Source organism: Terrabacter lapilli, assembly GCF_039531305.1.
Classification (GTDB): Bacteria; Actinomycetota; Actinomycetes; order Actinomycetales; family Dermatophilaceae; genus Terrabacter; species Terrabacter lapilli.
In genome coordinates this window covers 139,102-164,932 of sequence record NZ_BAAAPU010000004.1, presented here as the reverse complement: position 1 = coordinate 164,932, position 25,831 = coordinate 139,102, and the positions used below count along the sequence as shown (strand labels likewise).

The window sequence follows — 25,831 nt, the reverse complement described above, 5'->3', positions numbered from 1 at the left end:
GACGCGGCTCCCGGGTCGGTGGTGCTGCACTAGCCTGCGGCCATGGAAGATCTCGACCGTCGCCTCGTCGGCCTGCTGCTCGCCGACGGCCGGATGAGCTACACCGACCTCGGCAAGGCCACGGGCCTGTCGACGTCTGCCGTCCACCAGCGGGTGCGGCGGCTGGAGGAGCGCGGCGTCGTCACCGGCTATGCCGCACAGGTGTCCCCGGAGGCGCTCGGCCTGCCGCTGACGGCGCTCATCTCCGTGACCCCGTTCGACCCCAGCGCCCCCGACGACGTGCCGGACCGGCTGCGCCACATCACCGAGATCGAGGACTGCCACTCCGTGGCCGGTGAGGAGAGCTACATCCTCAAGGTGCGCGTCTCGACGCCTGCCGACCTCGAGGACCTGCTGGCGCGCATCCGCTCGGCTGCGAACGTGTCGACCCGCACGACCGTCGTGCTGTCGACCCCGTGGGAGGGCCGCAGCGCCTCCGCCATGCCGCACGAGGACGCCTGAGCCCCGGTCAGGCGCGCCCGATCCGGGCGCGGACGGCCCGCGTCACGGCCGCGAGGTCGGCGGGACGCAGCTCGATGTCGAAGCCCCTGCGCCCGCCCGACACGAAGACCGTCGGGAGGTCGTATGCCGTCTCGTCCAGGACCGTGGGCAGCGCCCGCTTCTGCCCGAGCGGGGAGATCCCGCCCACGACGTAGCCGGTGCTGCGCTCGGCGGCCGCGGGATCGGCCATGGTGACGCTCTTGGCGCCCAGCGCCGCTGCGAGCGCCTTGAGGTCGAGCTGGCGGTCGACGGGCACGATCCCGACGGCGAGGCCCCTGCCGGTGTCGACGAGCAGCGTCTTGAAGACCCGCGCCGGGTCGACGCCGAGGGCCTCGGCGGCCTCGAGGCCGTAGCTGGGCGCCGACGGGTCGTGGTGGTAGGGGTGGCGCACGTAGTCGACGCGGGCACGGTCCAGGGCCACGGTGGCCGGTGTGGAGGGGCCCGCCCCGGGCCGCTGCCTGGCCATCAGCCGTCGGGGACGGAGCTGAGCCCGTCCCAGATCGTCGTGACGACGAGCTCGGTCGCCTCGTCGGCGCTGGTCCCCGGGTGGGTGGTGCGCCACACGGCGAGCCGCTCGCAGCCGCCGATGACCACCTCGGCCATGACGGTGACGCGTCGCGGCTCGAGTCCGGCGAAGGCCGGCAGGGTGGCGAGCCCCTCGGCGAACGCCTTCGCGGTCTGCTGGCGGATGCGCTCGACAGAGGCACAGGCGTCGCCGATGAGCGAGCCCTCCGTGCGCAGCAGGGCGAAGGCCTGGGCGTGCTCGTCGACGAAGGAGAAGAAGGCGTGCACCGCGCCGCGCACCCGCTCACGCGGCGGCGCCGAGGGCCGCGCGACCCACGAGTCGATGAGCGCCGTGAGCAGCTGTCCGCGGGCGCGCTCGATCGTCGCGACGAACAGGCCCTCCTTGGAGCCGAAGTAGTCGTAGATGAGCGGCTTGGTGACGCCGACGAGCTCGGCGATCTCGTCCATGGTCGCGGCCTGCATGCCGCGCAGCGAGAAGACCTGCTCAGCCACGTCCAGCATCTGCGCCTCGCGCTCGGCGCGTGGCACGCGGACCCGGGCGCCGGGGGAGCGGGACGTCACCGGCGCAGTCTATGGCGAAGCCCGACCAGGGGTGCAGCCGAAACCGCGGGCCCGGACAGGGGGCGGTCAGCGTCGTTCGGGTCCCGGCCCACCGGCCGTGAACATGTCCCGGATCTCGTCGAGACGGTGTCCGAGGCGCCCCTGGAGGCTGCGGCCGAGAAACGCGTCGAACGGCTTGAGCCAACCGACGGCATGCATCGTCTCTTGCTGACGCAGCACCGTGTCCGGCCCGTCCTCGACCAACGTGTAGGTGAGTCGTCCCTGCATCGAACCGCCTCGGAATCTCAGGGCCAGGAGGTGGTCCGGGGCGACCTCGGTCGCCTCGCTCCACATCGTCAGCGTGACCAGTGGTGCGATCCGCACGACCTCGCGCCAGCGCGTCCCCACGCGTGTCGTGCCCGGGGGGTCCTTCTCCATGGCCTCGACGGGTGAGCCCGGATGCACCGCCCAGTCCTGGATGTCGGCGAGCACCTCGTAGACCCGGCCGGGAGAGGCGCGGATGCGCACGACGCCGTCGAACTCCACGCCGTCGCGACCCCGTCAGACGAGCTGGGTCTCCGCGACGGCGCGGCTGCGCGCCGCGGCGTCGGCGGCCCGGGCGGCCACCGACGACTCGTCGACCGAGTCGCGCCACCACTGCCGGCCCGACGCGGGCAGCGTGTAGATCGGGTCGTAGTAGACGTACTCGCGCGACAGGGCCTCGGTGTCGTCGCCCTCGATGGAGGTGCGGTAGTTCTTGCGCCAGTAGGAGATGCCGCGCTCGGTGTCGTACTCCTCGACCTGGTGCACCCAGCGCTTGCCGACGAACGGCACGTCGCAGACGATTCGGGGCGTGGAGAAGCCGGGGAGGTAGCCCATGATCGAGTGCTGGAGGTGCTGGGCCTCGGCGAGTGAGAGCCGCCAGTGCTCGGCGAACGGGATCATGTCGCACATGTAGAAGTAGTACGGGGTGATCTGCGCGCCGTCCGCGAGGGCGAAGCACAGGTCGAGCAGCTGCTCCGTGGAGTCGTTGACCCCGCGCATCAGCACGCCCTGGTTGCGCACGTCGCGGACCCCCGCGTCGAGCATCGCGCGGGCCGCCCGCGCGACCGAGGGGGTCATCGACTGGGCGCTGTTGACGTGGGTGTGGATGGCCAGCGACACCCCGCGGGAGCGGGCCTTGGCCGACACCCGGGCCACGCCTTCGACGACGTCCTCGGCGAACCAGTGCTGCGGCAGGCCCATGAGCGCCTTGCTGGCCAGGCGGATGTCACGGACGTTGTCGATGTCGAGCAGCTGGTCGACGAAGGACTCGAGGTGCTTCCACGGCATGTTGGCGACGTCGCCCCCGGAGACGACGACGTCGCGCACGACCGGCGTGGCGCGGAGGTAGTCGAGCATGGCCTCGTGGCGGGCGGTCGGCTTGAGGTCGAAGCGCAGCTTTGCGACCTGCTCCGTCGAGTTGCCGACGAGGTCCATCCGGGTGCAGTGGCCGCAGTACTGCGGGCAGGTCGGCAGCAGCTCGGCGAGCACCTTGGTCGGGTAGCGGTGCGTCAGGCCCTCGGCGACCCACATGTCGTGCTCGTGCAGCGAGTCCCGCGTGGCGTGCGGGTGTGACGGCCAGTCGGACCGGCGGTCGGAGAAGACGGGCAGCATGTAGCGCCGGACGGGGTCGGCGTAGAACGCCTCGGTGAAGTCGTGACCGGCCGACCGCATCGGCGTGTCGGTGGACGGCACCATCGTGTTGAGCATCTGCGGCGGGACGAGCATCGACATCGTCGCGCGCTCGGACTGGTCACGGGCCAGGTCGGCGTAGAAGCGGTCGTCGAGCAGGTCGCCCATCACCGCGCGCAGCTGCCCGGCGTTCTTGACGCAGTGCGCGCGCTGCCACTGCGCGCTGTCCCAGTCGGCCGCGGTGACGTGCGCCCAGCCCGGCAGTCGGGTCCAGTCCGGCTCGACGAGCTCGCGACGGGCGTACGCATACGGCTGTGACACCAGTGTCATGAACCGACGATAGCCGAAGGTCTCGTCTTCAGGCCCCTATGATGCGAAAGGATCTCGTGTACGAGTCGCTGCTGACCGAAGGATCTCCCGTGACTGCTCTGTCTGCGTCCGACGGCGCGCGTGCCTCCTCGCCGGTCGGCCTGCACCGGGTCCTCGAGCCGAGCGGGGACGAGGTGACGCTTCCACAGGCCGCCCGTCGGCTCGACGCGCGGCCGCAGCTGTGGCCCGACGAGGTCCGGATCGCCGTGGAGACCCTCAACCTCGACGCGGCGTCCTACCGGCAGCTCGCCGAGAAGCACTCCACGGATGGGCGGGTCGACGGGGGAGCGGTGCGCGCGGAGGTCCTCGACATCATCGCCACCCGCGGCAAGATGCAGAACCCCGTGACCGGCTCGGGCGGCATGCTCATCGGCACCGTCGAGGAGGTCGGGCCCGACAGCGCGCTCGGTCTGCACGTCGGTGACCGGGTCGCGACCCTGGTGTCGCTGTCCCTGACCCCGCTCGTCGTCACCGACGGGCTGGAGCGCTGGGACGGCCTCAGCGAGCAGGTGCCGGCCCGCGGTCACGCCATCCTCTTCGGCCGGAGCATCGCGGCCACCCTGCCCGACGACCTGGACCCGCGCCTCGCGCTCATGGTCATGGACGTGTGCGGTGCGCCCGCGCTCGTCGGACGGGTCGTGGGGGAGTATGCCGCCCGCGGCGTCGCGCCCACCGTCGCCGTTCTCGGCGGCGCGGGCAAGTCGGGCTCGCTCTCGCTCGCGGCGGCTCGGGCGGCCGGCGCCGGTCGCACCATCGGGGTCGTCCCGCTCGAGCGCGAGCGAGCGGCCCTCGAGGCGAGCGGCCTCGCCGACGCCGTCGTGCTGGCCGACGCGCGCTCGCCGCTGGGCCTCGCGGCCGCGGTCGAGTCGGCGGGCGGCCCGGCAGACGTGACGGTCGTCTGCGTCGACGTGCCCGGCTGCGAGCAGCCGGCGGTCCTGGCCACGGCCCAGGGCGGCACGATCATCTTCTTCAGCATGGCGACGAGCTTCGCCGCCGCGGCGCTCGGTGCCGAGGGGCTGGCGGCGGACGTGCGCATGCTCATCGGCAACGGCTACGTCCCCGGTCATGCCGACCTGGCCCTCTCGCTCGTGCGGGACGTCCCGGCAGTGCGCGAGCTGTTCGAGTCGCGCCTCGCCCACGAGACGGCAGGATCGGACGCGTGAGCCCCCACCCCGCCCCGCTGCTCGAGCTCGACCCCGCCGTGGTCGGTCGGGCCCGGTCGCTCGCCCGCAAGGCGGCCGAACCGGTCGTGCAGATCGCCAGGAACCACACCACCGTGTCCGTCGAGCGGGCGACGCTGCGCCTGGCCGGGCTCTCCGGTGCGGACCACGAGCGGGTGCCGTGGGTCAACCACCTCGTCGCCGCCGTGCGCGCCGAGGTGGGCCTCGAGCACGGGGTCACCACGCCGGTCTACGACGCGCTGCTGCGCGGTGAGGCGCCCGACCTCACGACGCTCGCCCAGAAGGCCGCGAGCGGCAACGTCTCCTTCCGCTTCCCCTCCGGCCGCGAGGCCGCAGCGGCGCGACGAGCCGCCGCCAAGGGTGTCGGCGCGGGACTGCGCACCATCGACCGCAGCCGTGCCACTCGCGAGCGCCTCGTCAGGCGGCTCGGCGACCCCCCGGGCAAGCCCTGGATCTACCTCATCGTGGCCACCGGCGACATCCACGAGGACATCCCCCAGGCCCAGGCGGCGGCGCGTGAGGGCGCCGACGTCATCGCCGTGATCCGATCGACCGGACAGTCGCTCCTCGACTACGTCCCCGAGGGCGCGACCCGCGAGGGCTTCGCCGGCACCTACGCCACCCAGGAGAACTTCCGGCTCATGCGGGCGGCGCTCGACGACGTCAGCAAGGAGCTCGGCCGCTACGTGCGGCTGACGAACTACGCCTCGGGCCTGTGCATGCCCGAGATCGCGGCGCTCGCCGGCATGGAACGCCTCGACATGATGCTCAACGACTCGATGTACGGCATCCTCTTCCGCGACATCAACCCGATCCGGACCTTCGTCGACCAGCGCTTCTCGCGGCAGGTGCACGCCCGCGCCGGCATCATCATCAACACCGGCGAGGACAACTACCTCACGACCGCAGACGCCGTCGAGGCGGCACACACCGTCACGGTGAGCCAGCTGCTCAACGAGCAGTTCGCCAAGGAGGCGGGCCTGCAGGACTGGCAGCTCGGCCTCGGCCACGCCTTCGAGATCAACCCCGACCTGCCCGACAGCTTCCGGATGGAGCTGGCCCACGCCCTGCTGGCCCGCTGCCTCTTCCCCGACGCCCCGCTGAAGTGGATGCCGCCGACCAAGCACATGACGGGTGACATCTTCCGCGGCTACCTCCTCGACGGGTTCTTCAACCTCGTCGGCGCCATGACGGGCCAGGGCATCCTGCTCGTCGGCATGATGACCGAGGCCGTGGTCACCCCGTTCCTGTCCGACCGGGACCTGGCGCTGCAGAACGTCCGCTACGTCATGAACGCCGCCGGCGGACTCACCGAGGACTTCCACCCGCCGCGCGACGGGTTCATCCAGACGCGGGCTCGACAGGTGCTGTCCGAGGCGGTCGACCTGCTCGACCGGATCGTCCACGACTCCGACCCCGCGGGTGACCCTCCGCTGCTCGCCGCCATCGCCGACGGCACCTTCGGCCTGATGAGACGACCACCCACCGGCGGCAAGGGCCTCGAGGGTGTCAGCGAGCGGGCCGACGACTACGACAACCCGGCGATCACCGCCCTCGACGCCTGGACGCCGCCCGGGGCGGGACGGCATACGTCCTCGGAGGAGGCGGCAGTGCTGGAAGGGGCGAGGCGATGAGCGCGGTCGAGCAGCCCGAGGTCACGGCGGGGTCGCCCGGCCGGCAGGGACGGGTGATCCGGCCCTACGGCGACACGACCGGCGACGGCATGGTGCAGATGTCGTTCACGCTGCCGCTGCCGCACGACAAGCTGGCCGAGGGCGCCGCGCTGCAGCTGGCCCGCAAGATGGGCCTCGACCCGGCCCTGCTCGTCCACGCGAAGGCCATGGGGCCGGACTTCACCTTCTTCGTCGTCTACGGCAGCTCGACCCACCTGGTGAACCTCGGCGACGTCCACGTCGTGGAGCGGGAGTACCCCCTGCTCTCGGCCAAGGACGCCAACCTCGCCATCCGCCGGCAGCTGCGTCGCAAGCTCGTCGTCGTCGGGGCCTGCATCGGCACCGACGCGCACACCGTCGGCATCGACGCCATCCTCAACATCAAGGGGTTCGCCGGCGAGAAGGGCCTGGAGTACTACCGCGAGATCAAGGTGGTCAACCTCGGCGCGCAGGTGCTCGTGCCCGAGCTCGTGGCGCGCGCCCGCGCGGAGAAGGCCGACGCCGTGCTCGTCAGCCAGGTCGTGACGCAGAAGGACGCGCACGTCCACAACACGACCCAGATGTCCGCGGCCTTCCGTGAGGCCTACCCGGCCGGGCACGTGCCGATCCTCGTCGTCGGCGGCCCGCGCTTCGAGGAGGGCTCGGAGCAGGCGCTCGGCGTCGACCGCATCTTCGGCCGCGGCACCACCCCGGCCGAGGTGGCGAGCTACCTCGTGCACGAGATCACCGAGCGGAAGGCGAGACGATGACCGACCCGGAGACCCGCCCGGAGACCCAGCCGGAGACCCGACCGGCGACGAGGGCGGCCGTCGGGATGCGGGTGACGCACCGCCGCTACGTGCCCTACTCCCATGCGCACTACGCCGGCAACCTCGTCGACGGTGCCTACTCGCTGGCCGCCTTCGGTGACGTGGCGACGGAGCTGTGCATCGTGACCGACGGGGACGAGGGGCTCTTCGCCTCCTACAGCGACGTGCAGTTCCGCTCGCGGGTGCAGGCCGGGGACGTCATCGAGATCTCCGCCGAGATCGTCCGTGTCGGGCGCCGCTCCCGGGAGGTCGACTTCGAGGTGCGGGTCGTCGCCCGTGGCGACGAGGAGCGTGGCGGGTCGGCGGCGCGGTTGCTCGACCCACCGGTCGTGGCGACCACGGCCCGGGGGGTCGTCGTCGTGCCCTGAGGGCTCGACTCCGAGCCGCGCCGATTACGGTAAACCCGTGCTGCCTCTCCTGCTGTCCCTGCTCGGCGGCGGGCTGCTGTGCTTCGCCTTCCCGACGTTCGACGTGTGGGTTGCGGCACCGGTGGCTCTCGCGCTGTGGGCCTGGTCCTGGACCGGGGCCGGAGGCCGCCGTGGCTTCCTGCTCGGCCTGGCCGGAGGACTGGTCTTCTTCGTGCCCACGCTCAGCTGGTCCGGCATCTACGTCGGGTCGCTGCCGTGGCTCGCGCTGGCCACCCTCGAGAGCCTCTTCGTCGGCCTCGCGGGTGCCCTCTACGGCTGGCTGAGCCGGCGGGGGACGGTGCGACCGCTGGCGTTCGCGCTGGTCTGGGTGGTCACCGAGGGGCTGCGCTCCCGGGCGCCCTACGGCGGCTTCCCCTGGGTGAAGCTCGCCTTCAGCCAGGCCGACTCGCCGTTCGGGCGCCTCGTCGCGGTGGGCGGCGCGCCGTTCGTGGGCTTCGCCATCGCGCTGGCGGCGGCGCTCGCGGCACTGACGGTCCAGCGGGCGCTGACCTCGCCCGGGCGGGGGAGGGGCAGCGTCGTCGCCGAGAACGCCGGCTCACCGTCTTCCCCCCGTATGCCGTCCCGCGGCATCTGGCTCCCGGTGCTGGCCGCGCTCGTGCTGGGCCTCGTCGGGCTCGCCGTGCCGCTGCCCACCGACGGGGCGACCACACAGTTCCTCGGCGTGCAGGGCAACGTGGCCCGGCCCGGGCTCGACTTCAACGCCGAGCGCCGGGCGGTCCTCGACAACCACGTAGCGGCGACGCTCAAGGCGCAGCAGGACGTCGCGGCAGGCCGGGCGCCGGCGCCCGACCTCGTGGTCTGGCCCGAGAACGCCTCCGACATCGACCCGCTGCGCAACGCCGACGCGAAGGACGAGATCCTGACCACGGTCCAGACCCTGCACCGACCACTCATCGTCGGTGGCCTGCTCGAGGAGCCGGTCGGGTTCCTGTCCAACGTCGCCCTGCTCTTCGAGCCGGGCAAGGGCAACACCGACCGCTACGTCAAGCGTCACCCGGTGCCCTTCGCCGAGTACATCCCCAACCGCTCCTTCTGGAGGAACTTCAGCAAGGAGGTCGACCTCGTCCGCAGCGACTTCGTACCGGGGTCGCGACCGGGTGTCTTCACTGTGACGACGGCCACCGGACAGCAGATCCGGGCCGGTCTCGCCATCTGCTTCGAGGTCGCCTACGACGACATCATGCGCGACGCGGTGCAGACCGGCGCCAACGTGCTCGTCGTCCAGACCAACAACGCCACCTTCGGCTACACCGCGGAGTCGCCGCAGCAGCTGGCGATCAGCCGGGTGCGCGCCATGGAGTTCGGCCGCTCCGTCGTGCACGTCTCCACGGTGGGCCAGAGCGCCCTCATCACCCCTGACGGAACCGCACACCAGGTCACGTCGTTGTTCACACAGGCGGTGGTCCGTGGGGCACTACCCTTGCGGGACGCGACGACCCTGGCCACCCGGGTGGGGGAGGCGCCGGAATGGGTGGCCGCTGCCGCGCTGGTGGCGATGCTCGCCCTCGGGCTTCGCCGCGGTCGCCCGGCGGGACCCCGCACACCGACGGGGAGAGCGCCGCAGAAACCGCCGGAGACAGTGCCGGAGACAGTGCCCCATACACCGAAGGAAGAGGATGACGACGACGCAGCGTGAGCCCGTGACCCGAGTGGCCGTGCTCATCCCGACCTACAACGAGCGGGACAACCTGCCCGGCATCGTCGCGCGCGTGCGCGCCAGCGTGCCGGCTGCCGATGTCTTCGTCCTCGACGACGGCTCGCCCGACGGCACCGGGCAGATCGCCGACGACCTCGCCGCCGCCGACCCCCAGGTCCACGTCGTGCACCGGACCAGCAAGGAGGGCCTCGGCAAGGCCTACCTCGCGGGCTTCGCGATCGTCCTCGAGCGCGGCTACGACGCAGCCGTCGAGATGGACGCCGACGGCTCGCACCAGCCCGAGCAGCTCCCGTCCCTGCTCGCGGCCCTCCCAAGGGCCGACGTCGTCATCGGGGCGCGCTGGGTCAAGGGAGGCGAGGTGCGCAACTGGCCCGCCCGGCGCAAGGTGCTCTCCGTCGGCGCCAACCTCTACACCAAGGTGCTGCTCGGCATGTCCGTCAACGACGCGACGGCCGGCTACCGCGTGTACCGCTCGAGCGCGCTGCGCACGATGGGTCTGCAGGGCGTGGAGTCCCAGGGCTACTGCTTCCAGATCGACCTCACCCTGCGCGCGATCCGAGCTGGGCTCACCGTGGTCGAGGTGCCGATTACCTTCGTCGAGCGTGAGGTCGGCGTCTCCAAGATGGGCCGCGACATCGTGCGCGAGGCGCTGACCAGCGTCACCCGGTGGGGCATCGAGCACCGGGTCGGCCAGCTGCGGTCCGCCGTCGGCAAGGCGCGCGAGCGCGAGCCGGTGGGGGAGAGGTCATGACCACGGCGCCCCGGTCCCCGCGCACCCGCCGGCTGCGGCTGACCCGTCTGGCCCTCGTGGGGCTCCTGCTGCTGCCGATCCTCGAGATCGTCGTCATCGTGGCGGTCGGGCAGTGGATCGGCGGCTGGCCCACGTTCCTGCTCATCGTCGCGACGTCCCTGCTCGGGGCGTGGCTGATCCGACGCGAGGGTGGCCGCGCCTGGCGCGAGCTCCAGCAGGCGGTGCGCAGCGGCCGCATGCCGGCGCGCGAGATCGCCGACGGCATCGTCGTGCTCGCCGGAGGGACCCTGCTGGTCCTGCCCGGGTTCATCACCGATGTGGTCGGTCTCCTCCTCGTGCTGCCGTTCACCCGGCCGGTCGCGCGCAGCCTGCTCGCCGCCGTCATCTCGCGTCGCCTGCTGGCCCAGACCGAGCGCTTCACCGGCCCCCGCGTCACCGGGCAACCCACCGGGGAGCCGACCGGGGCTGGCTGGCAGGAGACGGACCCGCAGGGACCGCAGCGCTCGAGCAGCAGCGACGAGGTCGTCGAGGGCGAGATCATCGACGAGGACTGAGCGTCCCGACCCCGTCGAGTGAGTGCTCACTTCTCGACGTGGAGCACGGGCCGCGCGACCGGGGAGTCGGTCGCGAGGGCCGGGGTCACGGCATACGGCAGGCATACGGCATACGAAGAAGCCCGCCCCCACGAACGGGGCGGGCTTCTCGGTGGTGCAGTCGGTGGGGAGTGGTCAGGCGGTCTTCTTGCGACGGGGCTTCTCACCGCGCGACTCGCGCAGGAGCGTCAGCCGCTCCTCGAGCAGCTCCTCGAGCTCCGGGATGGAGCGACGCTCCAGCAGCATGTCCCAGTGGGTGCGCTGCGGCTTGACCGGCTTGGCCTCCGGCTCGGGACCGTCGCCCTGGAGCTTGGCGTCGAGGCCACAACGGCACTCCCAGGTGGACGGGATGTCGGCCTCGATGGAGAAGGGCAGCTCGGTGCGGTGGCCCTGCGGGCAGACGTAGACGGTGAGCTGACGCTCACTCGGAACGACGTTCTCGTCGGATTCCATGCTCCTCGCACCGAGGTTGGAACCGCGTAGTGCTCGATCGGCCATGTGGACCCCTCCAAGACTCTGCCCTGTGACACCACTGCCAGTGTCATACCCTCACAGACCCTTGAACGACCGAATGCGCCACCTTGTTCCCGTGCTCACACGCTGGTGGGCGGGGCTGCTCAGATGACGGCGGGAACCGGGTTGCCGGCCTGCTCGATGCCCTCACGCATGCGCACCCGCGCGAGCAGGGCGCCGCCGACGGCGAAGAAGACGATGAGGGCGATGATCGCCCAGCGGTAGCTGAGGGTGAACTGGTAGACGAGCCCGAAGATGAGCGTGCCGAACCAGCTCGTGCCGCGCTCCATGGCCTGGTAGAGGCTGAAGTACTCCGCCTCGCGGCCGCGAGGGATCAGCTGGCTGTAGAGCGAGCGCGACAGCGCCTGCGTGCCGCCGAGGACGAGGCCGATGAGCAGGGCGAGCGCGAGGAAGATCACCAGGGACTTGGACGGCACGAGGAACGCGAAGACGACCACCACGGTCCACAGCACGATGCCGTAGAGCACGGTGCGCCAGGCGCCGATGGAGGCCGCGACCCGGCCGAAGAGCCGAGCGCCGAAGAACGCGACGAACTGCACGAAGAGGAAGACGCCGAGCACCGTCGTCTCGGAGAACCCGAGCTCCTTGGACCCGTAGACGCTCGAGCTGCCGATGACGGTCTGGATGCCGTCGTTGAAGAAGAGGTAGGCGAGGAGGAACATCTTCGTCTGCGGGTAGTGCGCGAGGTCGCGGAAGGTGCTGCGCAGCTGCGCGATGCTGCCGCCGACGACGCCTGCCGTGCGGGCGACGGGCGTCTCCACGGTGCCGGTGAGGTGGCGCAGCCCGAGGTAGGGGATGAGCGTGAACCCGCCCCACCACAGGCCGGCCGACAGGATGCTGATGCGCGTCGAGAGGGCGCGGTCGAGCCCGAGCTGGGTGTGGAAGAAGTCGAGGGCGAAGTTGAGCGTCAGCAGGATCCCGCCGCCGAGGTAGCCGAACGCCCAGCCCTTGGACGAGACGCGGTCGCGCTCGTTCTCGTTGGCGATGCGGCACAGGATCGAGTCGTAGATCACGAGCGAGGCGCCGAGGCACATGCCGGCGACGACGACGAGCGCCGCGCCCAGCTGCCAGTTCGTGCCGGCCACGAAGAACATGAGGCTGGCCGCGAGGGCGCCGACCCAGGCGAAGGCGGCGAAGAGGCGCGTCGGCCGCGGGCTCCGGTCCGCGATGGCGCCGATGAAGATCAGCACGACCGCCGAGAGGATCGTCGTGAAGGTGACGGTGAAGAACCACAGTGACCCGGGCGCCACCGGGATGCCGAGGACCGAGAGGTTCGTGGTGCAGTCCTGCCCGGACGGCAGCCCCGGGCAGGCCGCCTGCTCGGCCACCGTCGTGAGGTAGGGGCTCATCAGCACGGTCGCGGTGGTGGTGACGTAGGCCGAGTTGGCCCAGTCGTACCAGTACCAGGCGCGCTGCTCGCGAGTCTCCGGGCGAGCGGCGTTGACGACGGCGTGCGACATGGCAGGACTGTCCCACACCGTCGCCGGGCTGGGGAGTCGACCGTCCACAACACGCCGCCGCTCGGGGCGGGGGCGCCCACAGGGGGAACTTTAGGACTAAAATGTATGCATGGTGGAGCTGCCGGGGGACGAGGTCGGGAAGATCGTCGAGGCGTGGAGGCGGGAGCGCCCCGACGTCGACGTCGGCTCGATCGGCGTCACCATCCCGTTGGGGCGGATCGCGGCCATCGCCCTGGGGCGCCGCACCCGGATCCTCGCCGGCCACGGGCTCGACCAGAGCCACCTGGACGTCCTGGTGACGCTGCGGCTCGGCGGTCCGCCGTACCGCCTGAGCGCCGGCGAGCTGTCCCGACGCTGCCGGGTGACGCCCGGAGCGACCACCCAGAGGGTCCAGGCGATGGAACGGCTCGGCCTGGTGGCTCGCGTGCGCGAGGAGCCGGACCGCCGGACGGTGTTCGTCCAGCTCACGCAGGACGGGTCGGCGCGCCTCGACGACATCATCGCGGACGTCATGGCCGGGGACGACGCGCTGCTGGCCGGGCTCGAGGCCGCGCAGCGCACAGCCCTCGAGGAGCTGCTGCGCACGTGGCTTCGAACGCTGGAGGTCGGCGTGGTGAGAGTTCCGGACTCAGGTCTGTAACGCCGATAATCGACATTATGTCATTCTGCGACCGGGGGTTGCCTCCCCGCCCGCTCTACCGCTGGTCGTAGACGCTCCTGCGGCGACGTAGCCTTGGGCGCGATGCAGTGCGACTACTTCGACGCCGCGCGGTGCCGCTCGTGCACCCTCATGGGCGTGCCGTATGCCGGTCAGCTGGCTGCCAAGCAGCGTCACGTCGTCGACGTGCTGGCCGCCGTGACGCCCGGCGTCACCTGGCTGCCGGCACACGCCGGTCCCGAGTCGCAGTTCCGCAACAAGGCCAAGCTCGTCGTCGGCGGCTCCCCCGGTGCCGTGACGGTCGGCATCCTCGACCGAGGTGGCGCCGGCATCGACCTGCGCCACTGCGGGCTCTACGAGCCGGGTCTTGCCGAGCTGGTCCCGCGCGTCGCGGCGCTGCTCGACGTGCTCGGCCTCGAGCCGTACGACGTGCCCAGCCGCCGGGGTGAGGTCAAGCACGTCCTGCTGACCCACTCCCCCGACGGGGAGGCGATGATCCGCTTCGTCCTGCGCTCCCAGAAGCACGTGGCGCTCCTGCGCTCGCGGCTGCCCGTGGTGCTCGACGCCCTGCCCGAGGTGCGGGTGGTGTCGGTGAACCTGCAGCCGGAGCACAAGGCGATCACCGAGGGTGACGTCGAGCTCGTGCTGACGGACGCCGATGTGCTGCCGATGCGCCTCGGCGACGTCGAGCTCTTCCTGCGCCCGAACAGCTTCTTCCAGACCAACACCGGCGTCGCCACCGCGCTCTACGAACAGGCCCGCGACTGGGTGGCGCGCGTCGATCCGGGGGTGGTGCTCGACCTCTACTGCGGAGTCGGCGGGTTCGCCCTGCAGGCGGCGGTCGCGCCCGGCCGGCGAGAGCGCGTCGTCCGCGGCGTCGAGGTGGCGCCCGAGGCGATCGAGTCGGCGCGGCGCAGCGCGGCAGCGCTCGTCGCGTCGGGTGCCACGGGCGCGGCGCTCGACTTCACCGTCGGCGACGCCACCGACGTGACGCTGCTGCCCGACGTCGCGGACGGGACTGGCCCCGCCTCCCTCGTGGTCGTCAACCCGCCCCGACGCGGCATCGGCCCCGGGCTCGCCGCCTGGCTCGAGGACTCGGCAGCGACCCACGTCCTCTACTCCAGCTGCAACGTCGACAGCCTGGCGCGCGACCTCGCTGCCATGCCCTCGCTGCGGGCTCGGGAGGCGCGCCTCTTCGACATGTTCCCGCAGACCTCGCACCACGAGGTGGCCGTGCTGCTCGAGCGGGTCGGGACGGATGCCACCCGGGCCTGACCGCCACCGGTCGAGGGACGAGGACGGCGGCAGCGACGTGGACCGTCTCGAAACGGTGCGTCGGCGGTTCCGCGAGTTCGCCGTCGAGTACGCGTCGCTGCCCCTCTACGGCACGGTGAGCCGGCACGTCGCCGACGACGCTGCGACAGCGTCTCTGCTGACGGAGGCGCAGCCCGGCCAGGCGCGGCCCGTGCTGTGGTTCGCGGCCCTGCACGACCTCGTCCTGCGTCGCCCCGACGTCCCTGCGGCCCGCTGGTACGCCAGCGTCGTGGGGCGCGGCGCGGTGCCCACCGGCGACCCGTGGCCCGACATCCGGGCGACGGTCCTGGCCCACGAGGACGAGCTGCGCAGCACCATCGCCACGCGCACGACGCAGACCAACGAGGTCAACCGCAGCGTCTACGTGGCCGCCGGCCTCTCCGCCGCCGTCGACGCGGTGGCCGCACAGCAGCACCGCCCGCACCGCAGCCCGGACGACCCGGCGTCCGGCAGGGTCGCGCTCGTTGAGCTGGGCGCCAGCGCCGGCCTGCTCCTGCGGGTCGACCGCTACCGCACGACGACGGTCTCGCCGAGGGGGCTCCGCACCTCGGTCGGCGACCTCGGCTCGCCGGTGCTGTGCGAGGGCGTCGACCGGTCGGCCAGGCGCCGGGCGCTGCAGCCGTTGCCCGAGGTGGTCGCGCGCGTGGGCGTCGACCGGCATCCGGTGGCGCTCGACGACGAGGACGCCGTGCGCTGGCTGCTCGCCTGCCTGTGGCCCGACGTGCCGGGGCGCGTCGAGCGGTTCGAGGCGGCGAGGCAGGTCCTGCGCGCCAACCCTCCCCCTCTCCTGCAGGGCGACCTGGTCGACGACGTGGCCAGGGCCGTCGACGCCGTCCTCGACGGGGCGGCGCGTGCTGGTGGCGCAGACCACGTCGTCGTCTACAGCTCGTGGGCGCTGACCTACGTGGCGCGTGACCGTCGGTTCGCCCTCGTGGACCAGCTCGCCCGAGCGGCCCGCACCGTGCCGGCCCTGACGTGGCTCACCGCCGAGCCGCCGGGCTGCGTGCCCGGCCTGCCGGACGATCCGCGCGCCGCCGCCGGGCTCACGGTGCTTGGGCTCCGGGCGTGGTCGGGCGGTGTGGAGGCGCGGGCCCGCGTCCTCGGGGTCGCCCATCCGCACGGAGCCTGGGTCGACACCTGGTGACGTGGAGAGGCAGCTCGGGGCGGACATCATAATGTCGATTATGGGCGAAAGTCATTGCGGCACAAGGGAATTCGGTTGTCCGATCTGGCGCCTGCGGGACGCGGTCCCTGTCAGTCGGGGGCGTCCACCACCCACCACGTGGCATACGGGCTGAGCGACGCGCGGCCGTCCGGGCCGCCGAAGACGGGGTGGCCACCCAGTGCGTCGAACGGCCGCGTGATGCCGGCCTCGGCGAAGTGTCGGACATCGACGGTGCGCCAGGTGGGGGTCACGTTGTAGGCGCACACCATGGGCCCGCTGGGGTGCGAGCGCACGACGACGAGCACCCCGTCGTCGGTGTCGTCGACGACGCGGACGGGCGCGGAGGCGTGCAGCTGCGGCAGGCCGGCCCGGACCCGGGCGAGGTGACGCAGCCCCTGGAAGACCTTGCCGGCGACGGTGTCGAGGTCATCCCGTCGTGCCGCCGTGTCCCAGTCCAGGCGCTCCCGGTGCGCCCACCGGTTGTCGTCTTCGTGCCCAGGCTCCCGGTCCCACCGAGGGTCGTTGGGAAGCCCGAGCTCGTCGCCGCTCCACACGACCGGGATGCCACCCCACCCGGACACCATGGCGTGGGTGACGAAGAGCCGCGCCAGGCCCAGCTCGATCGCTGCCTGGTCGCCCGCCTCCTCTCCGGACTGCAGCCCCGCCAGCGCCGCGGCGGTCCCGCTGATCCGCTTGTCACCGGTGACGGGGTTGGCCTGGAACACGAGCCCGCGGGCCCACGACCCGGGGAACTCACCCGCATACCAGTCGGAGAGGAACCGGCGGTGCGCGAACCCGTCGAGACCGGCGCGCGCCGCGTCCTCGTCGTCGATGGCCCACCCGATGTCGTCGTGGCAGCGGACGTAGCAGATCCAGGTCCCGCTCGGCGGGGTCGGCGGCAGGCTGGAGAGCGCCACGCGCGCCAGCCGCGTGCTACCGGTGGCGAGCATGGACCAGACCTGGACCATGAGGCTGTTGTGGTAGGCGAGGTCGCTGACCCGACCGACACGGATCCCGAGCCCGAGGTACTGCACCAGGTCGCGGGGGCCGACGATGGCCTCGGCCTTGAACGCGAGCGCCGGGCACGCGATCCGCGCCACCGCCCTCAGGGCCTGGGCGACGGCGTGCACCTCCGGCTGGTTCTGGCAGTTGGTCCCGAGCCGCTTCCAGGTGAACGCGATGGCGTCGAGCCGCAGGACCTCCACGCCGAGGTTGGCCAGGTGCAGGACGATCTCGGCGTACTCGACGAGGACCTCCGGGTTGGACCAGTCGACGTCCCACTGCCACTCGTTGAACGTCGTCCAGACCCAGCCCTCGAGCTCCTCGTCCCAGGTGAAGTTGCCGGGAGCGAAGTCCGGGAACACCTCGGGCAGCGTGCGCTCGTACGCGTCGGGCATGACCCGGTCGGGGTAGACGTGGAAGTAGTCGCGGTAGCGCTGCTCTCCCGCGCGGGCCCGCCGGGCCCACTCGTGCTCCCGGGCCACGTGGTTGAGGACGAGGTCGAGCACGAGGGAGATGCCCTCGCCGCGCAGCTCCCGGGTCAGCGCTCGCAGGTCCTCGTTGTCGCCGAGGTCCGGTCGCACCCGCCGGTAGTCGGCGACCGCGTAGCCGCCGTCGTTGTCGCCGTCACGGGGCAGGAGCAGCGGCATGAGGTGCAGGTAGGTCACCCCGAGGTCGCGCAGGTACCCGAGGTGGCCCGCGACGCCGCGCAGGTCCTCCGCGAACCGTTCGGTGTAGCAGGCGTAGCCGAACATGTCGGGCTGCTGGAGCCAGTCGGGCCGCAGCAGTCGCCTCTGGTCGAGACGGCGCAGCTCGGGCTCGCGCTCACGGAACCCGGTGACGGCGCACTCGATGAGCCGCGTCGCGAGCGCCGAGACGTCGCGCTCCGGGTAGAGCGTCGTCAGGGCTGCGACGAGGTCGTCGGTCCAGCGCTCGAGCCGCAGCTCGATCGTCTCGCGCTCGTCGGGGTCGAGCCCCGCGAGCAGTGTCGTGATCGACTCCCCCGTCAGCGCCTGGCTCATGGGCCGATTGAACAGCACCGGCGGCGACTGCGACAGTGCGGCACCTGGCCGCGAGACACCGACGCCGCGGGTGAGCCGGTGGGGCCGTCAGCGACTCACTCGAACGGTGACGGGTCCCCGGCGCCGACCCGCGTCACGATGGGGTAGCCGTCGGAGTAGTCGACGACGGTCGTCGGCTCCAGCCCGCACTCCCCCGAGTCGACGACGGCGTCGATGACGTGGTCGAGGCGGTCCTTGATGAGCCAGCCCTCGGTCATCGGGTCGTCGTCCTCGGGCAGCAGCAGCGTGCTCGAGAGGATCGGCTCCCCCATGGCCTTGAGCAGCTCGCGGACGACGGGGTGCTCGGGGATGCGTACGCCGACGGTCTTCTTCTTCGCGTGCGTCAGCCGACGCGGCACCTCCCGCGTCGCGGGGAGGATGAAGGTGTACGGGCCGGGCGTGGCGGCCTTGATGGCTCGGAAGACGGCGTTGTCGAGGTGCACGAACTGGCCCAGCTGGGCGAAGTCGGAGCACACGAGCGTGAAGTGGTGCTTGTCGTCGAGGTGGCGGATGCGCAGGATGCGCTCCTTGCCCTCGGGGTTGTCGAGGGAGCAGCCGAGGGCGAAGCACGAGTCCGTCGGGTAGGCGATGAGGCCGCCGGACCGCAGGATCTCGACAGCCTGCCCGATCGCCCGGGGCTGCGGGTCCACGGGGTGCACGTCGAAGTACTTCGCCATGGTGACACCCTGCCATGCTGGGCCCATGACGGAGCAGACGGGTGATCGCACCGAAGAGGCCACGCCAGACCGGGAGCAGGACGGCGACTTCGCCGGCTCCCCCGGCTCCCCCGGCTCCCCCGGCTCCCCCGGCTCCCCCGGCTCCCCCGGCTCCCCCGACTCGGTCCGCATTGTCCACAACCAGGAGCGGAAGCGGTTCGAGCTGCGCGACGGCGACGAGGTCATCGGCGTCGCGGCCTACGCGGTCGTGCCGGGAGGCGGCGACGAGCCCGACCGGGTCGTCCTCTTCCACACGGAGGTCAGCCCCGACTACGAGGGGCAGGGCCTCGGAGGGCGCCTCGCCGCCCACGCTCTCGACAGCACGGTGGCCTCCGGACGCGTCGTCGTCGCGCTGTGCCCCTACATCAAGGCGTACGTCCGCCACCATCCCGACGCGTATGCCGCCAGCCTCCGGCAGCCGACCCGCGCGGACGTCGAGGCGGCCGAGCGAGCCAGCTCGGGATGAGCCGGCCGCACGTCGTCGTCGTGGGCGGGGGCATCGTCGGGTCGGCCGTCGCGCGGCGCCTGACGCTGTCCGAACCGCGCCCCGAGGTGACGCTCGTCGAGAGGGAGCCGGAGCCCGCCCGACACCAGACGTCGCGCAACAGCGGCGTCGTGCACGCCGGCATCTACTACGCACCCGGATCGGCCAAGGCGACCCTGTCGCGCGAGGGGGTGCGTCGGCTCAAGCACTACTGCAGCGAGCGGGGCCTGCCCTACCAGGAGGTCGGCAAGCTGGTCGTCGCGCTCGACGAGACGGAGGAGGCGCGGCTGCGGGACGTCGAGGCCAGGGCTCGGGCCAACGGCGTGCCCGGCCTGCGCTGGGTCGATGCCCCGGCGCTCCGGGACGTCGAGCCGCATGCGGTCGGGCGGGCCGCGCTGCACTCCCCCACGACGGCCATCACGGACTTCTCGCTCGTGGCGGCCGCCATGCTCGACGACGCACGGTCCGGCGGGGCCGAGGTGGTCACCGGCTTCGAGGTGAGGGCCCTGGACCGCCGGGGCGAGGGGGTGCACGTCGGTGCCGCCGACGGGCGCACGCTTCGCGCCGACCACGTCGTCATCGCGGGCGGGCTGTATGCCGACCGGCTGGCGGTCCTGGCCGGCGACGGGCCCGACCCTGCGATCGTGCCCTTCCGGGGCGAGTACCACCGGCTGGCTCCCTCTGCTGCGCACCTGGTCCGCGGGCTGGTCTACCCGGTGCCCGACCCGCGCTACCCGTTCCTCGGCGTGCACCTGACGAAGCGGGTGGACGGGTCGGTGCTCCTCGGGCCGAACGCTGTGCTGGCGACGGCCCGGGAGGGCTACACCAAGCGCGACGTCGACCTTCAGGTCCTCCGGGAGCTGGCCGCGTCGGGCGGGTTCAGGCGGCTCGCGCGCGCCAACGTCCGAACGGGCGTCCACGAGGTCCGCGGGTCGCTCAGCCGTCGCACGTTCGTGGCACGCGCTCGCCGCTACGTCCCCGCCATCGCGGACTCCGACGTCCTGCCGGCCGGTTCGGGTGTGCGCGCCCAGGCCATGGATCCGGACGGGTCGCTGGTCGAGGACTTCCGGTTCAGCCGGGTCGGGCCGGTCTTCTGCATCCGCAACGCCCCCTCGCCCGCGGCCACGGCTTCCCTGGCCATCGCCGACAGGGTGGTCTCGGAGCTCGGGCTCGGCTGAGCCGGCACACGACTGCCACAGGCTGCCCGCGCGTGAGGTCGCGTCACTGCTTGCCGAAGTACGAGCTCGCCTCCATCGCCTCGATGACCGACGGCGTCTGGTGCAGCCCCACGGCGTAGCCGCCGAGGTCCTTGACCGTCTCGGCCACGCCGACGACGGGGCTGACGATGCCCCATGGCGTGATGTGGAGGTCGGGCCCCTTGACGGGGTCGAGGGCGATCTGGGTGCCCAGGGCGTCGGGCACGCTGTCCGGCCCTGCGTGCGGGACGTGGTCGAGGAAGGAGCCGACCGGGTTCTGCAGGGTGGTGAGGACCTCACCGCGCACGTGGTAGTTGCGGATCTGCCCCGTGGTCAGGCCGCCGTCGCCGTGCCCGAGGTCGGTGGCGAACTGCACGGTGTTGGGGTGCACCCCCGCCGCGTTGAAGGTCACGGCCGGCACGCCGGTGGCGACGGAGGCCGTGCTCGCAAGGCCCCCGCCCAGGGAGTGCCCCGTGAGGACCATGTTGTCGCTGCCGACGGATGCGGCGACCGCCTGGGCCAGTCCGATGGCCTGGGCATGCTGCGTGCTGAGCAGGCCGACGCCCTGCTGCACGTTGGCGCCCCAGTCGTCGAGGCTCGTCGGGTCGGTGCCCTGGAAGGCCAGCACGTAGTGGCCCTGCGCGTCGCGGTAGACGTTCGCGGCGAAGCCGCCGGGTCCGGTGAGCGCATCGGGGTTGATGCCGAGCTCCCTCAGGGCGGCGGGGTCCACCGGGTGGTAGCTGGCGGTGCCCGTGCCGTCGTAGACGCCCTTCGCGAGCTCGGCCAGCTCGAGGTCGATCTGGTGCGGCGTCGTCCCCCGCACGCTGTCTGCGAAGTCCGGCTCGGTCGGCGGCAGCTGCCCGGGCGCGAGGGGACCCCAGAGCGGCGCGCCGGGACCCAGAGGGAACAGGCCTCCCGGGCCGAGCAGTGGGCCCTGGCCGGTGCTCGCCGAGCGCTGGACGCGGGCATTGTCGGCGAGGCGACGCGCCAGTCCGTCGAGGCTGGCGCCCAGCGAGGTCAGCGCGGTGGCAGTCGACCGCCAGCTCTGCTGGGCCTCCTCCGCGTCGGCGCCGCCCCACGACCGACCGATGACGGCCAAGGCCCTCGTGCCGTTCGCGCGGATTCCCTCGACCTCGCTGGCGCAGGCGGTCAGCTCGCGGGCGGTGCGGTCCAGGGCCTCCGGGTCAGCGCCCTTGCGGTAGAGCACGCGGTCCTCCTGTCGACGGTGGCCCCACCGTATGTGCCCCCTGAGCGGACGGTCCATGGGGAGCACTCCCCACCCTTCCGGCCCGGTCTGCGCAGGCGTAGGCCGTCGCGCCCGGTCGGCCGTGGCGGCTGACCGGGCGCGTGCATCGGGGTGGGGGGCGCAGCTCAGGCCCGCAGGTCGCTGAGCATCGCCGCGAACGGCGTGACCTGCTCGAAGGGGTCGACCCGAGCCTCCCGCGGCGTGCCGGAGACGAGGGCAGCGAACGCCCTGCCCGCTCGGTCTATGCGCTCCCCGAGGCGCCCGGCCTCGACGCTGCCCCAGTCCTCGCTGGCCGCGAAGACCGCGACGGGGGCGACGAGGGCACCGAGGTACGCGAAGAGCGGACGCAGGGCGTGGTCGATGGCCAGCGAGTGGCGTGCCGTGCCGCCCGTGGCGCCGAGCAGCACCGGGGTGTCGCGGAGGGCGTCCTTCGGGAGCACGTCGACGAGCATCTTGAACAGCCCGCTGTACGACGCGGCATACACGGGTGTCGCGACGACGAGCGCGTCGGCCTCCGCGATCGCGTCGAGCCGCACCTGCAGCTCCGGTGACGCGAAGCCGGTGAGGACGTTGTTCGTCACGTCGTGGGCGACGTCGCGGACGTCGACGACCTCGACGACGACCTCACCGATGTCGTGGTCGGCGAGCGCCCGGACGGTCGCCTCGGTCAGCCGGTCGGCGAGCAGTCGCGTCGACGAGGGCTCGGTGACGCCGGCGGTGATGACGGCGAGGTGGAACGGGGTGCGCGTGGTCACTTGGTCACCTCCAGGGTGATGGGCGTGCTGGTGGACGAGCTGCTGGTCGGCTCCGGCGAGGCACCGGTGACGTCGTCGCCGGCGGCGTGGACGGTGGTGTCGTGCCCGCCTCCCGCAGCGGCGACCCGGCTGGCGTGGGTCGGGGCGTCCGGCACGTGCGCGGGCTTGAGTGCCGCGAACTCCTTGCGAAGGACGGGAACGACCTCCTCGCCGAGGATGTCCAGCTGCTCGAGGACGGTCTTGAGCGGGAGCCCGGCGTGGTCGACCAGCCAGAGCTGGCGCTGGTAGTCGCCGGCGTAGTCACGGAAGGACAGGGTGCGCTCGATGACCTCCTGCGGGCTGCCGACGGTCAGCGGTGTCTGCCGGGTGAACTCCTCGAGGGAGGGGCCGTGCCCGTAGACCGGGGCGTTGTCGAAGTAGGGGCGGAACTCGCGGACCGCGTCCTGGCTGTTCTTGCGCATGAAGACCTGGCCGCCGAGGCCCACGATCGCCTGGTCGGCGGTGCCGTGGCCGTAGTGCTCGAAGCGCCGCCGGTAGAGCTGCACCATCTGCCGGGTGTGGCTGGCCGGCCAGAAGATGTGGTTGGAGAAGAAGCCGTCGCCGTAGTAGGCGGCCTGCTCGGCGATCTCGGGGCTGCGGATCGAGCCGTGCCAGACGAACGGGGGTATGCCGTCGAGCGGGCGCGGCGTCGAGGTGAAGCTCTGGAGCGGCGTGCGGTACTTCCCCTGCCAGTTCACGACGTCCTCACGCCACAGCTGGTGCAGCAGCGCGTAGTTCTCGATGGCGAGCGGGATGCCCTCGCGGATGTCCTTGCCGAACCAGGGGTAGACGGGTCCGGTGTTGCCGCGGCCCAGCATGAGGTCCATCCGCCCGTCGCTCAGGTGCTGCAGGTAGGCGTAGTCCTGGGCGATCCGCACCGGGTCGTTCGTCGTGATCAGGGTGGTCGAGGTCGAGAGGACGAGGCGCTCGGTCTGGGCGGCGACGGCGGCGAGCAGCACGGGCGGGTTGGCCGGCGCGGCGAAGGGCGGGTTGTGGTGCTCCCCCGTCGCGAAGACGTCGAGCCCGACCTCCTCCGCCTTCTTGGCGATGGCGACGGTGGCCTTGATCCGCTCGTGCTCGGTCGGCGTCCGGCCGGTCGTCGGGTCGGTGGTGACGTCGCCGACGGTGAAGATCCCGAACTGCATGTGTCCCAGCTCCTTTAGTTGATGATTCAATCGTACCCAACGCAGCGGGCGCCTCCGCCATTCCCGGCCGTCGGTCGCGGCGCAGGCGCTGTGGGATCCTGTCGCGGTGACTGCAGAGACCTCCCCCAAGGACCGGTTCATCACGGTCTACGGCCGCAACCCCGTGCACGAGGTGCTCCTCGACGAGGGACTGCACGTCGACAAGGTCGTCATCGCCGACGGGGCCCGCGGCAGCGGCCTGCGTGAGATCCAGCAGGCCGCGCGCCGGCGCGGGGTCGTGGTCCAGCACGCGAGCGCCGAGCGGGTCAAGAAGCTCGCGGGCAACGGTCGGCAGGACCAGGGCGTCTTCGCCGATGTCGTGGCGCCGCGGATGCGCCCGCTGGACGCGGCGCTGGCCGAGGGGGCCCGCCCGCTGCATGCCGTCCTGGTGCTCGACGGGGTGACGACACCCGCCAACGTGGGGATGATCCTGCGCTCCGCCACCGCGGCCGGTCTCGACGGCATCGTGGTCCCGCGCAAGGGTGTCGCATCGCTCGACCCGCTCGTGGTCAAGGCTTCGGCCGGGGTGGCCTTCCGGGCGCCGATCCTCAAGGCGTTCACCGCGGCCGAGGCCGTCGGTCAGCTCAAGGAGCGTGGCTTCCACGTCGTCGGTCTCGACGCCTCGGGCGACGACGACCTGTTCGCAGCCCACCTGCCCGAGCCGGTCGCGTTCGTGCTCGGCAGCGAGACCGCCGGTCTCACCCCGGAGGTCGCCGAGCAGGTCGACACGTGGGTGTCGATCCCCATGGCGGCCGATGTCGAGTCGCTCAACGTCTCCGCGGCAGCGGCTGTCGTGTGCTTCGAGCTCGTCCGCCGGCAGCGAGCCTGACCCTCAGGCGCCCCACTTCTCGGCGAGCGCCCGCACGACCTTGAGGTCGCGCGCGGTGCCGGTGGCCCCGGTCAGCCGCTCGAGCCGGGCGTTGGTCAGCTTGACCCCGTGGGCGGGCTTGGTGAGGAAGAGGACGACGTCGGACCGGAGCACGACCGCGCGCTCACCCGGCTCGTCCCACTCCTCCAGCGCCACCCGGCCGCTCGCGCTGATGCCGCCCGTGGTGAAGGTGACGTAGCGACGCGCCTGCGCCCCGAGGGGCGACTCGAGCGAGTCGGCCTCCTGAGCCGTGCGCGCCAGGTCGCTCGGCGTCCGGACGATGACCGGCACGTCGAAGCCGAACTCGTCGCTGATGAGCTGCCGCAGCGTCGACTCGACCCTGGACGCGCTGCGCATCGGGGTCGTCACGCGGACGTTGCCGCTCTGGATGTGCGTGACCACGTCGACGAACCCGTTGGCCGTCAGGTGGCTGCGCAGCCGCTCCATCTTCACCCAGCGCTGCCCCACGTTGACGGCACGCAGGAACGCGACGAACGTGGCCATGTCAGGCGCCGGCCCTCTCGTGGGTGCACGAGCCGCCGCCCACGACGTCGACGCGTCCTCCCACGTGGACGCCGCCGTGCACGTCGATGTCGAGCAGCAGCCGCGACGGCCGGCCGACCGCAGCGCCCTGGCTGACCACGACGGAGACGTCGCGCGCGCCTCGGGCGGCCAGCCAGGCGCCGAGGTTGGCGCACGCCGAGCCGGTGGCCGGGTCCTCGAGGACCGACTGTCCCTGGGTGTAGAAGAGCCTCGCCTCGATGCCCGTGGCGCCGGTCCTGGCCCACACGTAGACGTGCGGCGGCCGGCCGGGTGAGGTCATGTGCTCCACCATCCGCGATGCCACCGGCGAGCAGGCCCGGACCGCCTCGACGGAGTCGAGCCGCACGACGAGCTGCTCGACCCCGGCGTCGACCCACGAGGCGTCGGGACGCACGACCGACGTCTCGTCGACGGCCAGGGCGGCCGCGAGGTCGGCTCTGCTCGAGGTCACCTCCCGGAGCGTCGCGGGCGGGGCCGCCAGGCGCCACCCGTGCTCGGTGCGGACGACGGGGATGCGCCCGGCCGGCATGGACAGGTGCACCTCGTCGGCACCGCACCCCAGCTGCGCGACCACCTCGGCGGTGCCGAGGGTCGGGTGGCCGGCGAAGGGCATCTCGTGCCCGGGGGTGAAGATCCGCACGTGCGCCTCTCCCCCGCCCTCCCGGTGGCTCACGGACGTGACGAAGGTCGACTCGCTGAGGTTGAACTGCCTCGCCCAGGCGAGCATCTCGCCGTCGGTCAGTCCCCCGGCATCCGGGAAGACGCACAGGGGGTTGCCCGAGAACGGGTCACCCGCGATGGCGAAGACGTTGAGCAGCCGGAAGGGCAGGTCCATGACGGCAGTCTGCCCCAGCCCACCCACAACCGGG

At 72.2% G+C, this 25,831-nt stretch carries 27 protein-coding genes; 14 read left to right on the top strand and 13 right to left on the bottom strand.

Translation table 11 applies throughout. The features are described from left to right. Nucleotides 1-42 precede the first annotated feature (42 nt). Nucleotides 43-501: an AsnC family transcriptional regulator gene (locus ABD241_RS06950; protein ID WP_142185424.1), complete on the top strand. Its 459-nt coding sequence runs from the start codon at nucleotides 43-45 to the stop codon at nucleotides 499-501. 7 nt (nucleotides 502-508) lie between these two features. Here the strand turns inward: ABD241_RS06950 and ybaK are convergent, their stop codons facing one another. The 4 genes from ybaK to ABD241_RS06930 form a co-directional block, all read right to left on the bottom strand. Then, complete coding sequence (gene ybaK, locus ABD241_RS06945) at nucleotides 509-1,006, bottom strand: Cys-tRNA(Pro) deacylase (RefSeq protein WP_344059839.1); 498 nt, start codon at nucleotides 1,004-1,006, stop codon at nucleotides 509-511. Continuing rightward, entirely contained in the window at nucleotides 1,006-1,626 is a 621-nt protein-coding gene (locus ABD241_RS06940) for a TetR/AcrR family transcriptional regulator (protein ID WP_344059837.1), read from the bottom strand. Before ABD241_RS06940 ends, ybaK begins: the two co-directional genes overlap by 1 nt. A gap of 66 nt (nucleotides 1,627-1,692) precedes the next feature. Then, the gene (locus tag ABD241_RS06935) at nucleotides 1,693-2,151 is read right to left on the bottom strand and encodes an SRPBCC family protein (protein ID WP_344059835.1); all 459 of its coding nucleotides are present in this window, start codon (nucleotides 2,149-2,151) and stop codon (nucleotides 1,693-1,695) included. A gap of 15 nt (nucleotides 2,152-2,166) precedes the next feature. Continuing rightward, the gene (locus ABD241_RS06930; RefSeq protein WP_344059833.1) at nucleotides 2,167-3,609 is read right to left on the bottom strand and encodes a KamA family radical SAM protein; all 1,443 of its coding nucleotides are present in this window, start codon (nucleotides 3,607-3,609) and stop codon (nucleotides 2,167-2,169) included. An 89-nt stretch (nucleotides 3,610-3,698) separates the two neighbouring features. Here ABD241_RS06930 and kdd point away from each other — a divergent pair, with 89 nt between their 5' ends. Genes kdd through ABD241_RS06895 form a run of 7 tightly spaced genes read left to right on the top strand, consistent with a single transcriptional unit; the run spans nucleotide 3,699 to nucleotide 10,701 of the window. Then, nucleotides 3,699-4,811 carry an L-erythro-3,5-diaminohexanoate dehydrogenase gene (gene kdd / locus ABD241_RS06925; protein WP_344059831.1) on the top strand — a complete coding sequence of 371 codons (1,113 nt, stop codon included), beginning with the start codon at nucleotides 3,699-3,701 and terminating at the stop codon, nucleotides 4,809-4,811. Then, complete coding sequence (gene kamD / locus ABD241_RS06920) at nucleotides 4,808-6,463, top strand: lysine 5,6-aminomutase subunit alpha (RefSeq protein ID WP_344059829.1); 1,656 nt, start codon at nucleotides 4,808-4,810, stop codon at nucleotides 6,461-6,463. Before kdd ends, kamD begins: the two co-directional genes overlap by 4 nt. Beyond that, a complete protein-coding gene (gene kamE / locus ABD241_RS06915) occupies nucleotides 6,460-7,251 on the top strand; it encodes a lysine 5,6-aminomutase subunit beta (protein WP_344059827.1) in 792 nt (263 codons plus the stop codon). Before kamD ends, kamE begins: the two co-directional genes overlap by 4 nt. Beyond that, nucleotides 7,248-7,679, top strand: coding sequence for a 3-aminobutyryl-CoA ammonia lyase (gene kal / locus ABD241_RS06910; RefSeq protein ID WP_344059825.1), 432 nt, complete (start codon nucleotides 7,248-7,250; stop codon nucleotides 7,677-7,679). The genes kamE and kal overlap by 4 nt, the downstream gene beginning before the upstream one ends. Before the next feature lie 37 nt (nucleotides 7,680-7,716). Further along, nucleotides 7,717-9,375, top strand: a complete 1,659-nt coding sequence (gene lnt / locus ABD241_RS06905; RefSeq protein ID WP_344059823.1) for an apolipoprotein N-acyltransferase — start codon at nucleotides 7,717-7,719, stop codon at nucleotides 9,373-9,375. After that, on the top strand, nucleotides 9,356-10,147 hold the full coding sequence (locus ABD241_RS06900) for a polyprenol monophosphomannose synthase (protein WP_344059821.1): 792 nt from the start codon (nucleotides 9,356-9,358) through the stop codon (nucleotides 10,145-10,147). Before lnt ends, ABD241_RS06900 begins: the two co-directional genes overlap by 20 nt. Then, nucleotides 10,144-10,701, top strand: a complete 558-nt coding sequence (locus tag ABD241_RS06895) for an FxsA family protein (protein WP_344059819.1) — start codon at nucleotides 10,144-10,146, stop codon at nucleotides 10,699-10,701. The genes ABD241_RS06900 and ABD241_RS06895 overlap by 4 nt, the downstream gene beginning before the upstream one ends. 174 nt (nucleotides 10,702-10,875) lie before the next feature. Here the strand turns inward: ABD241_RS06895 and ABD241_RS06890 are convergent, their stop codons facing one another. Together ABD241_RS06890 and ABD241_RS06885 are read right to left on the bottom strand one after the other, a co-directional pair. Continuing rightward, nucleotides 10,876-11,238, bottom strand: coding sequence for an RNA polymerase-binding protein RbpA (locus ABD241_RS06890; RefSeq protein ID WP_142185442.1), 363 nt, complete (start codon nucleotides 11,236-11,238; stop codon nucleotides 10,876-10,878). 119 nt (nucleotides 11,239-11,357) lie between these two features. Further along, the gene (locus ABD241_RS06885) at nucleotides 11,358-12,734 is read right to left on the bottom strand and encodes an MFS transporter (protein ID WP_344059815.1); all 1,377 of its coding nucleotides are present in this window, start codon (nucleotides 12,732-12,734) and stop codon (nucleotides 11,358-11,360) included. Nucleotides 12,735-12,843: 109 nt separating this feature from the next. Here ABD241_RS06885 and ABD241_RS06880 point away from each other — a divergent pair, with 109 nt between their 5' ends. The 3 genes from ABD241_RS06880 (at nucleotide 12,844) to ABD241_RS06870 (ending at nucleotide 15,850) form a co-directional block, all read left to right on the top strand. Then, on the top strand, nucleotides 12,844-13,374 hold the full coding sequence (locus ABD241_RS06880) for a MarR family winged helix-turn-helix transcriptional regulator (RefSeq protein ID WP_344059813.1): 531 nt from the start codon (nucleotides 12,844-12,846) through the stop codon (nucleotides 13,372-13,374). Nucleotides 13,375-13,476: 102 nt separating this feature from the next. Beyond that, entirely contained in the window at nucleotides 13,477-14,667 is a 1,191-nt protein-coding gene (locus ABD241_RS06875) for a methyltransferase domain-containing protein (protein WP_344059811.1), read from the top strand. A 37-nt stretch (nucleotides 14,668-14,704) separates the two neighbouring features. Then, entirely contained in the window at nucleotides 14,705-15,850 is a 1,146-nt protein-coding gene (locus tag ABD241_RS06870; RefSeq protein WP_344059809.1) for a DUF2332 domain-containing protein, read from the top strand. 110 nt (nucleotides 15,851-15,960) lie between these two features. On the opposite strand, the gene ABD241_RS06865 is transcribed toward ABD241_RS06870, so the two are convergent. Further along, the gene (locus tag ABD241_RS06865; protein ID WP_344059807.1) at nucleotides 15,961-17,892 is read right to left on the bottom strand and encodes an alpha-amylase family protein; all 1,932 of its coding nucleotides are present in this window, start codon (nucleotides 17,890-17,892) and stop codon (nucleotides 15,961-15,963) included. Nucleotides 17,893-17,987: 95 nt separating this feature from the next. After that, nucleotides 17,988-18,608 carry an L-threonylcarbamoyladenylate synthase gene (locus ABD241_RS06860; RefSeq protein ID WP_344059805.1) on the bottom strand — a complete coding sequence of 207 codons (621 nt, stop codon included), beginning with the start codon at nucleotides 18,606-18,608 and terminating at the stop codon, nucleotides 17,988-17,990. 25 nt (nucleotides 18,609-18,633) lie between these two features. Between ABD241_RS06860 and ABD241_RS06855 the strand changes: the two genes are divergently transcribed. After that, complete coding sequence (locus tag ABD241_RS06855) at nucleotides 18,634-19,113, top strand: GNAT family N-acetyltransferase (RefSeq protein ID WP_344059803.1); 480 nt, start codon at nucleotides 18,634-18,636, stop codon at nucleotides 19,111-19,113. Then, nucleotides 19,110-20,309 (top strand): L-2-hydroxyglutarate oxidase, encoded by a 1,200-nt coding sequence (gene lhgO, locus ABD241_RS06850; protein ID WP_344059801.1) that lies wholly within the window; start codon nucleotides 19,110-19,112, stop codon nucleotides 20,307-20,309. Before ABD241_RS06855 ends, lhgO begins: the two co-directional genes overlap by 4 nt. A 43-nt stretch (nucleotides 20,310-20,352) precedes the next feature. On the opposite strand, the gene ABD241_RS06845 is transcribed toward lhgO, so the two are convergent. The 3 genes from ABD241_RS06845 to ABD241_RS06835 form a co-directional block, all read right to left on the bottom strand. Beyond that, the gene (locus tag ABD241_RS06845) at nucleotides 20,353-21,534 is read right to left on the bottom strand and encodes a Tle-like phospholipase domain-containing protein (RefSeq protein WP_344059799.1); all 1,182 of its coding nucleotides are present in this window, start codon (nucleotides 21,532-21,534) and stop codon (nucleotides 20,353-20,355) included. A gap of 164 nt (nucleotides 21,535-21,698) precedes the next feature. Next, the gene (locus tag ABD241_RS06840) at nucleotides 21,699-22,328 is read right to left on the bottom strand and encodes a CE1759 family FMN reductase (protein ID WP_344059797.1); all 630 of its coding nucleotides are present in this window, start codon (nucleotides 22,326-22,328) and stop codon (nucleotides 21,699-21,701) included. Next, entirely contained in the window at nucleotides 22,325-23,512 is a 1,188-nt protein-coding gene (locus ABD241_RS06835; RefSeq protein ID WP_344059794.1) for an LLM class flavin-dependent oxidoreductase, read from the bottom strand. The genes ABD241_RS06840 and ABD241_RS06835 overlap by 4 nt, the downstream gene beginning before the upstream one ends. Nucleotides 23,513-23,618: 106 nt before the next feature. Between ABD241_RS06835 and ABD241_RS06830 the strand changes: the two genes are divergently transcribed. Continuing rightward, nucleotides 23,619-24,380: a TrmH family RNA methyltransferase gene (locus tag ABD241_RS06830; protein WP_344059792.1), complete on the top strand. Its 762-nt coding sequence runs from the start codon at nucleotides 23,619-23,621 to the stop codon at nucleotides 24,378-24,380. Between the two features lie 3 nt (nucleotides 24,381-24,383). On the opposite strand, the gene ABD241_RS06825 is transcribed toward ABD241_RS06830, so the two are convergent. Then, on the bottom strand, nucleotides 24,384-24,923 hold the full coding sequence (locus ABD241_RS06825; protein WP_344059790.1) for a DUF1697 domain-containing protein: 540 nt from the start codon (nucleotides 24,921-24,923) through the stop codon (nucleotides 24,384-24,386). A gap of 1 nt (nucleotide 24,924) precedes the next feature. Next, nucleotides 24,925-25,797: a PhzF family phenazine biosynthesis protein gene (locus ABD241_RS06820; protein WP_344059788.1), complete on the bottom strand. Its 873-nt coding sequence runs from the start codon at nucleotides 25,795-25,797 to the stop codon at nucleotides 24,925-24,927. Between the last annotated feature and the right edge of the window lie 34 nt (nucleotides 25,798-25,831).

Coding starts and splice junctions, on each gene's coding strand:
- kal (WP_344059825.1), top strand. CDS start 7,248: ATGACCGACCCGGAGACCCGCCCGGAGACCCAGCCGGAGACCCGACCG.
- ABD241_RS06895 (WP_344059819.1), top strand. CDS start 10,144: ATGACCACGGCGCCCCGGTCCCCGCGCACCCGCCGGCTGCGGCTGACC.
- ABD241_RS06950 (WP_142185424.1), top strand. CDS start 43: ATGGAAGATCTCGACCGTCGCCTCGTCGGCCTGCTGCTCGCCGACGGC.
- ABD241_RS06900 (WP_344059821.1), top strand. CDS start 9,356: ATGACGACGACGCAGCGTGAGCCCGTGACCCGAGTGGCCGTGCTCATC.
- ybaK (WP_344059839.1), bottom strand. CDS start 1,006: ATGGCCAGGCAGCGGCCCGGGGCGGGCCCCTCCACACCGGCCACCGTG.
- ABD241_RS06825 (WP_344059790.1), bottom strand. CDS start 24,923: ATGGCCACGTTCGTCGCGTTCCTGCGTGCCGTCAACGTGGGGCAGCGC.
- ABD241_RS06880 (WP_344059813.1), top strand. CDS start 12,844: ATGGTGGAGCTGCCGGGGGACGAGGTCGGGAAGATCGTCGAGGCGTGG.
- ABD241_RS06855 (WP_344059803.1), top strand. CDS start 18,634: ATGACGGAGCAGACGGGTGATCGCACCGAAGAGGCCACGCCAGACCGG.
- kamE (WP_344059827.1), top strand. CDS start 6,460: ATGAGCGCGGTCGAGCAGCCCGAGGTCACGGCGGGGTCGCCCGGCCGG.
- ABD241_RS06930 (WP_344059833.1), bottom strand. CDS start 3,609: ATGACACTGGTGTCACAGCCGTATGCGTACGCCCGTCGCGAGCTCGTC.
- ABD241_RS06890 (WP_142185442.1), bottom strand. CDS start 11,238: ATGGCCGATCGAGCACTACGCGGTTCCAACCTCGGTGCGAGGAGCATG.
- ABD241_RS06885 (WP_344059815.1), bottom strand. CDS start 12,734: ATGTCGCACGCCGTCGTCAACGCCGCTCGCCCGGAGACTCGCGAGCAG.
- ABD241_RS06820 (WP_344059788.1), bottom strand. CDS start 25,797: ATGGACCTGCCCTTCCGGCTGCTCAACGTCTTCGCCATCGCGGGTGAC.
- ABD241_RS06835 (WP_344059794.1), bottom strand. CDS start 23,512: ATGCAGTTCGGGATCTTCACCGTCGGCGACGTCACCACCGACCCGACG.
- ABD241_RS06875 (WP_344059811.1), top strand. CDS start 13,477: ATGCAGTGCGACTACTTCGACGCCGCGCGGTGCCGCTCGTGCACCCTC.
- lhgO (WP_344059801.1), top strand. CDS start 19,110: ATGAGCCGGCCGCACGTCGTCGTCGTGGGCGGGGGCATCGTCGGGTCG.
- ABD241_RS06865 (WP_344059807.1), bottom strand. CDS start 17,892: ATGAGCCAGGCGCTGACGGGGGAGTCGATCACGACACTGCTCGCGGGG.
- ABD241_RS06860 (WP_344059805.1), bottom strand. CDS start 18,608: ATGGCGAAGTACTTCGACGTGCACCCCGTGGACCCGCAGCCCCGGGCG.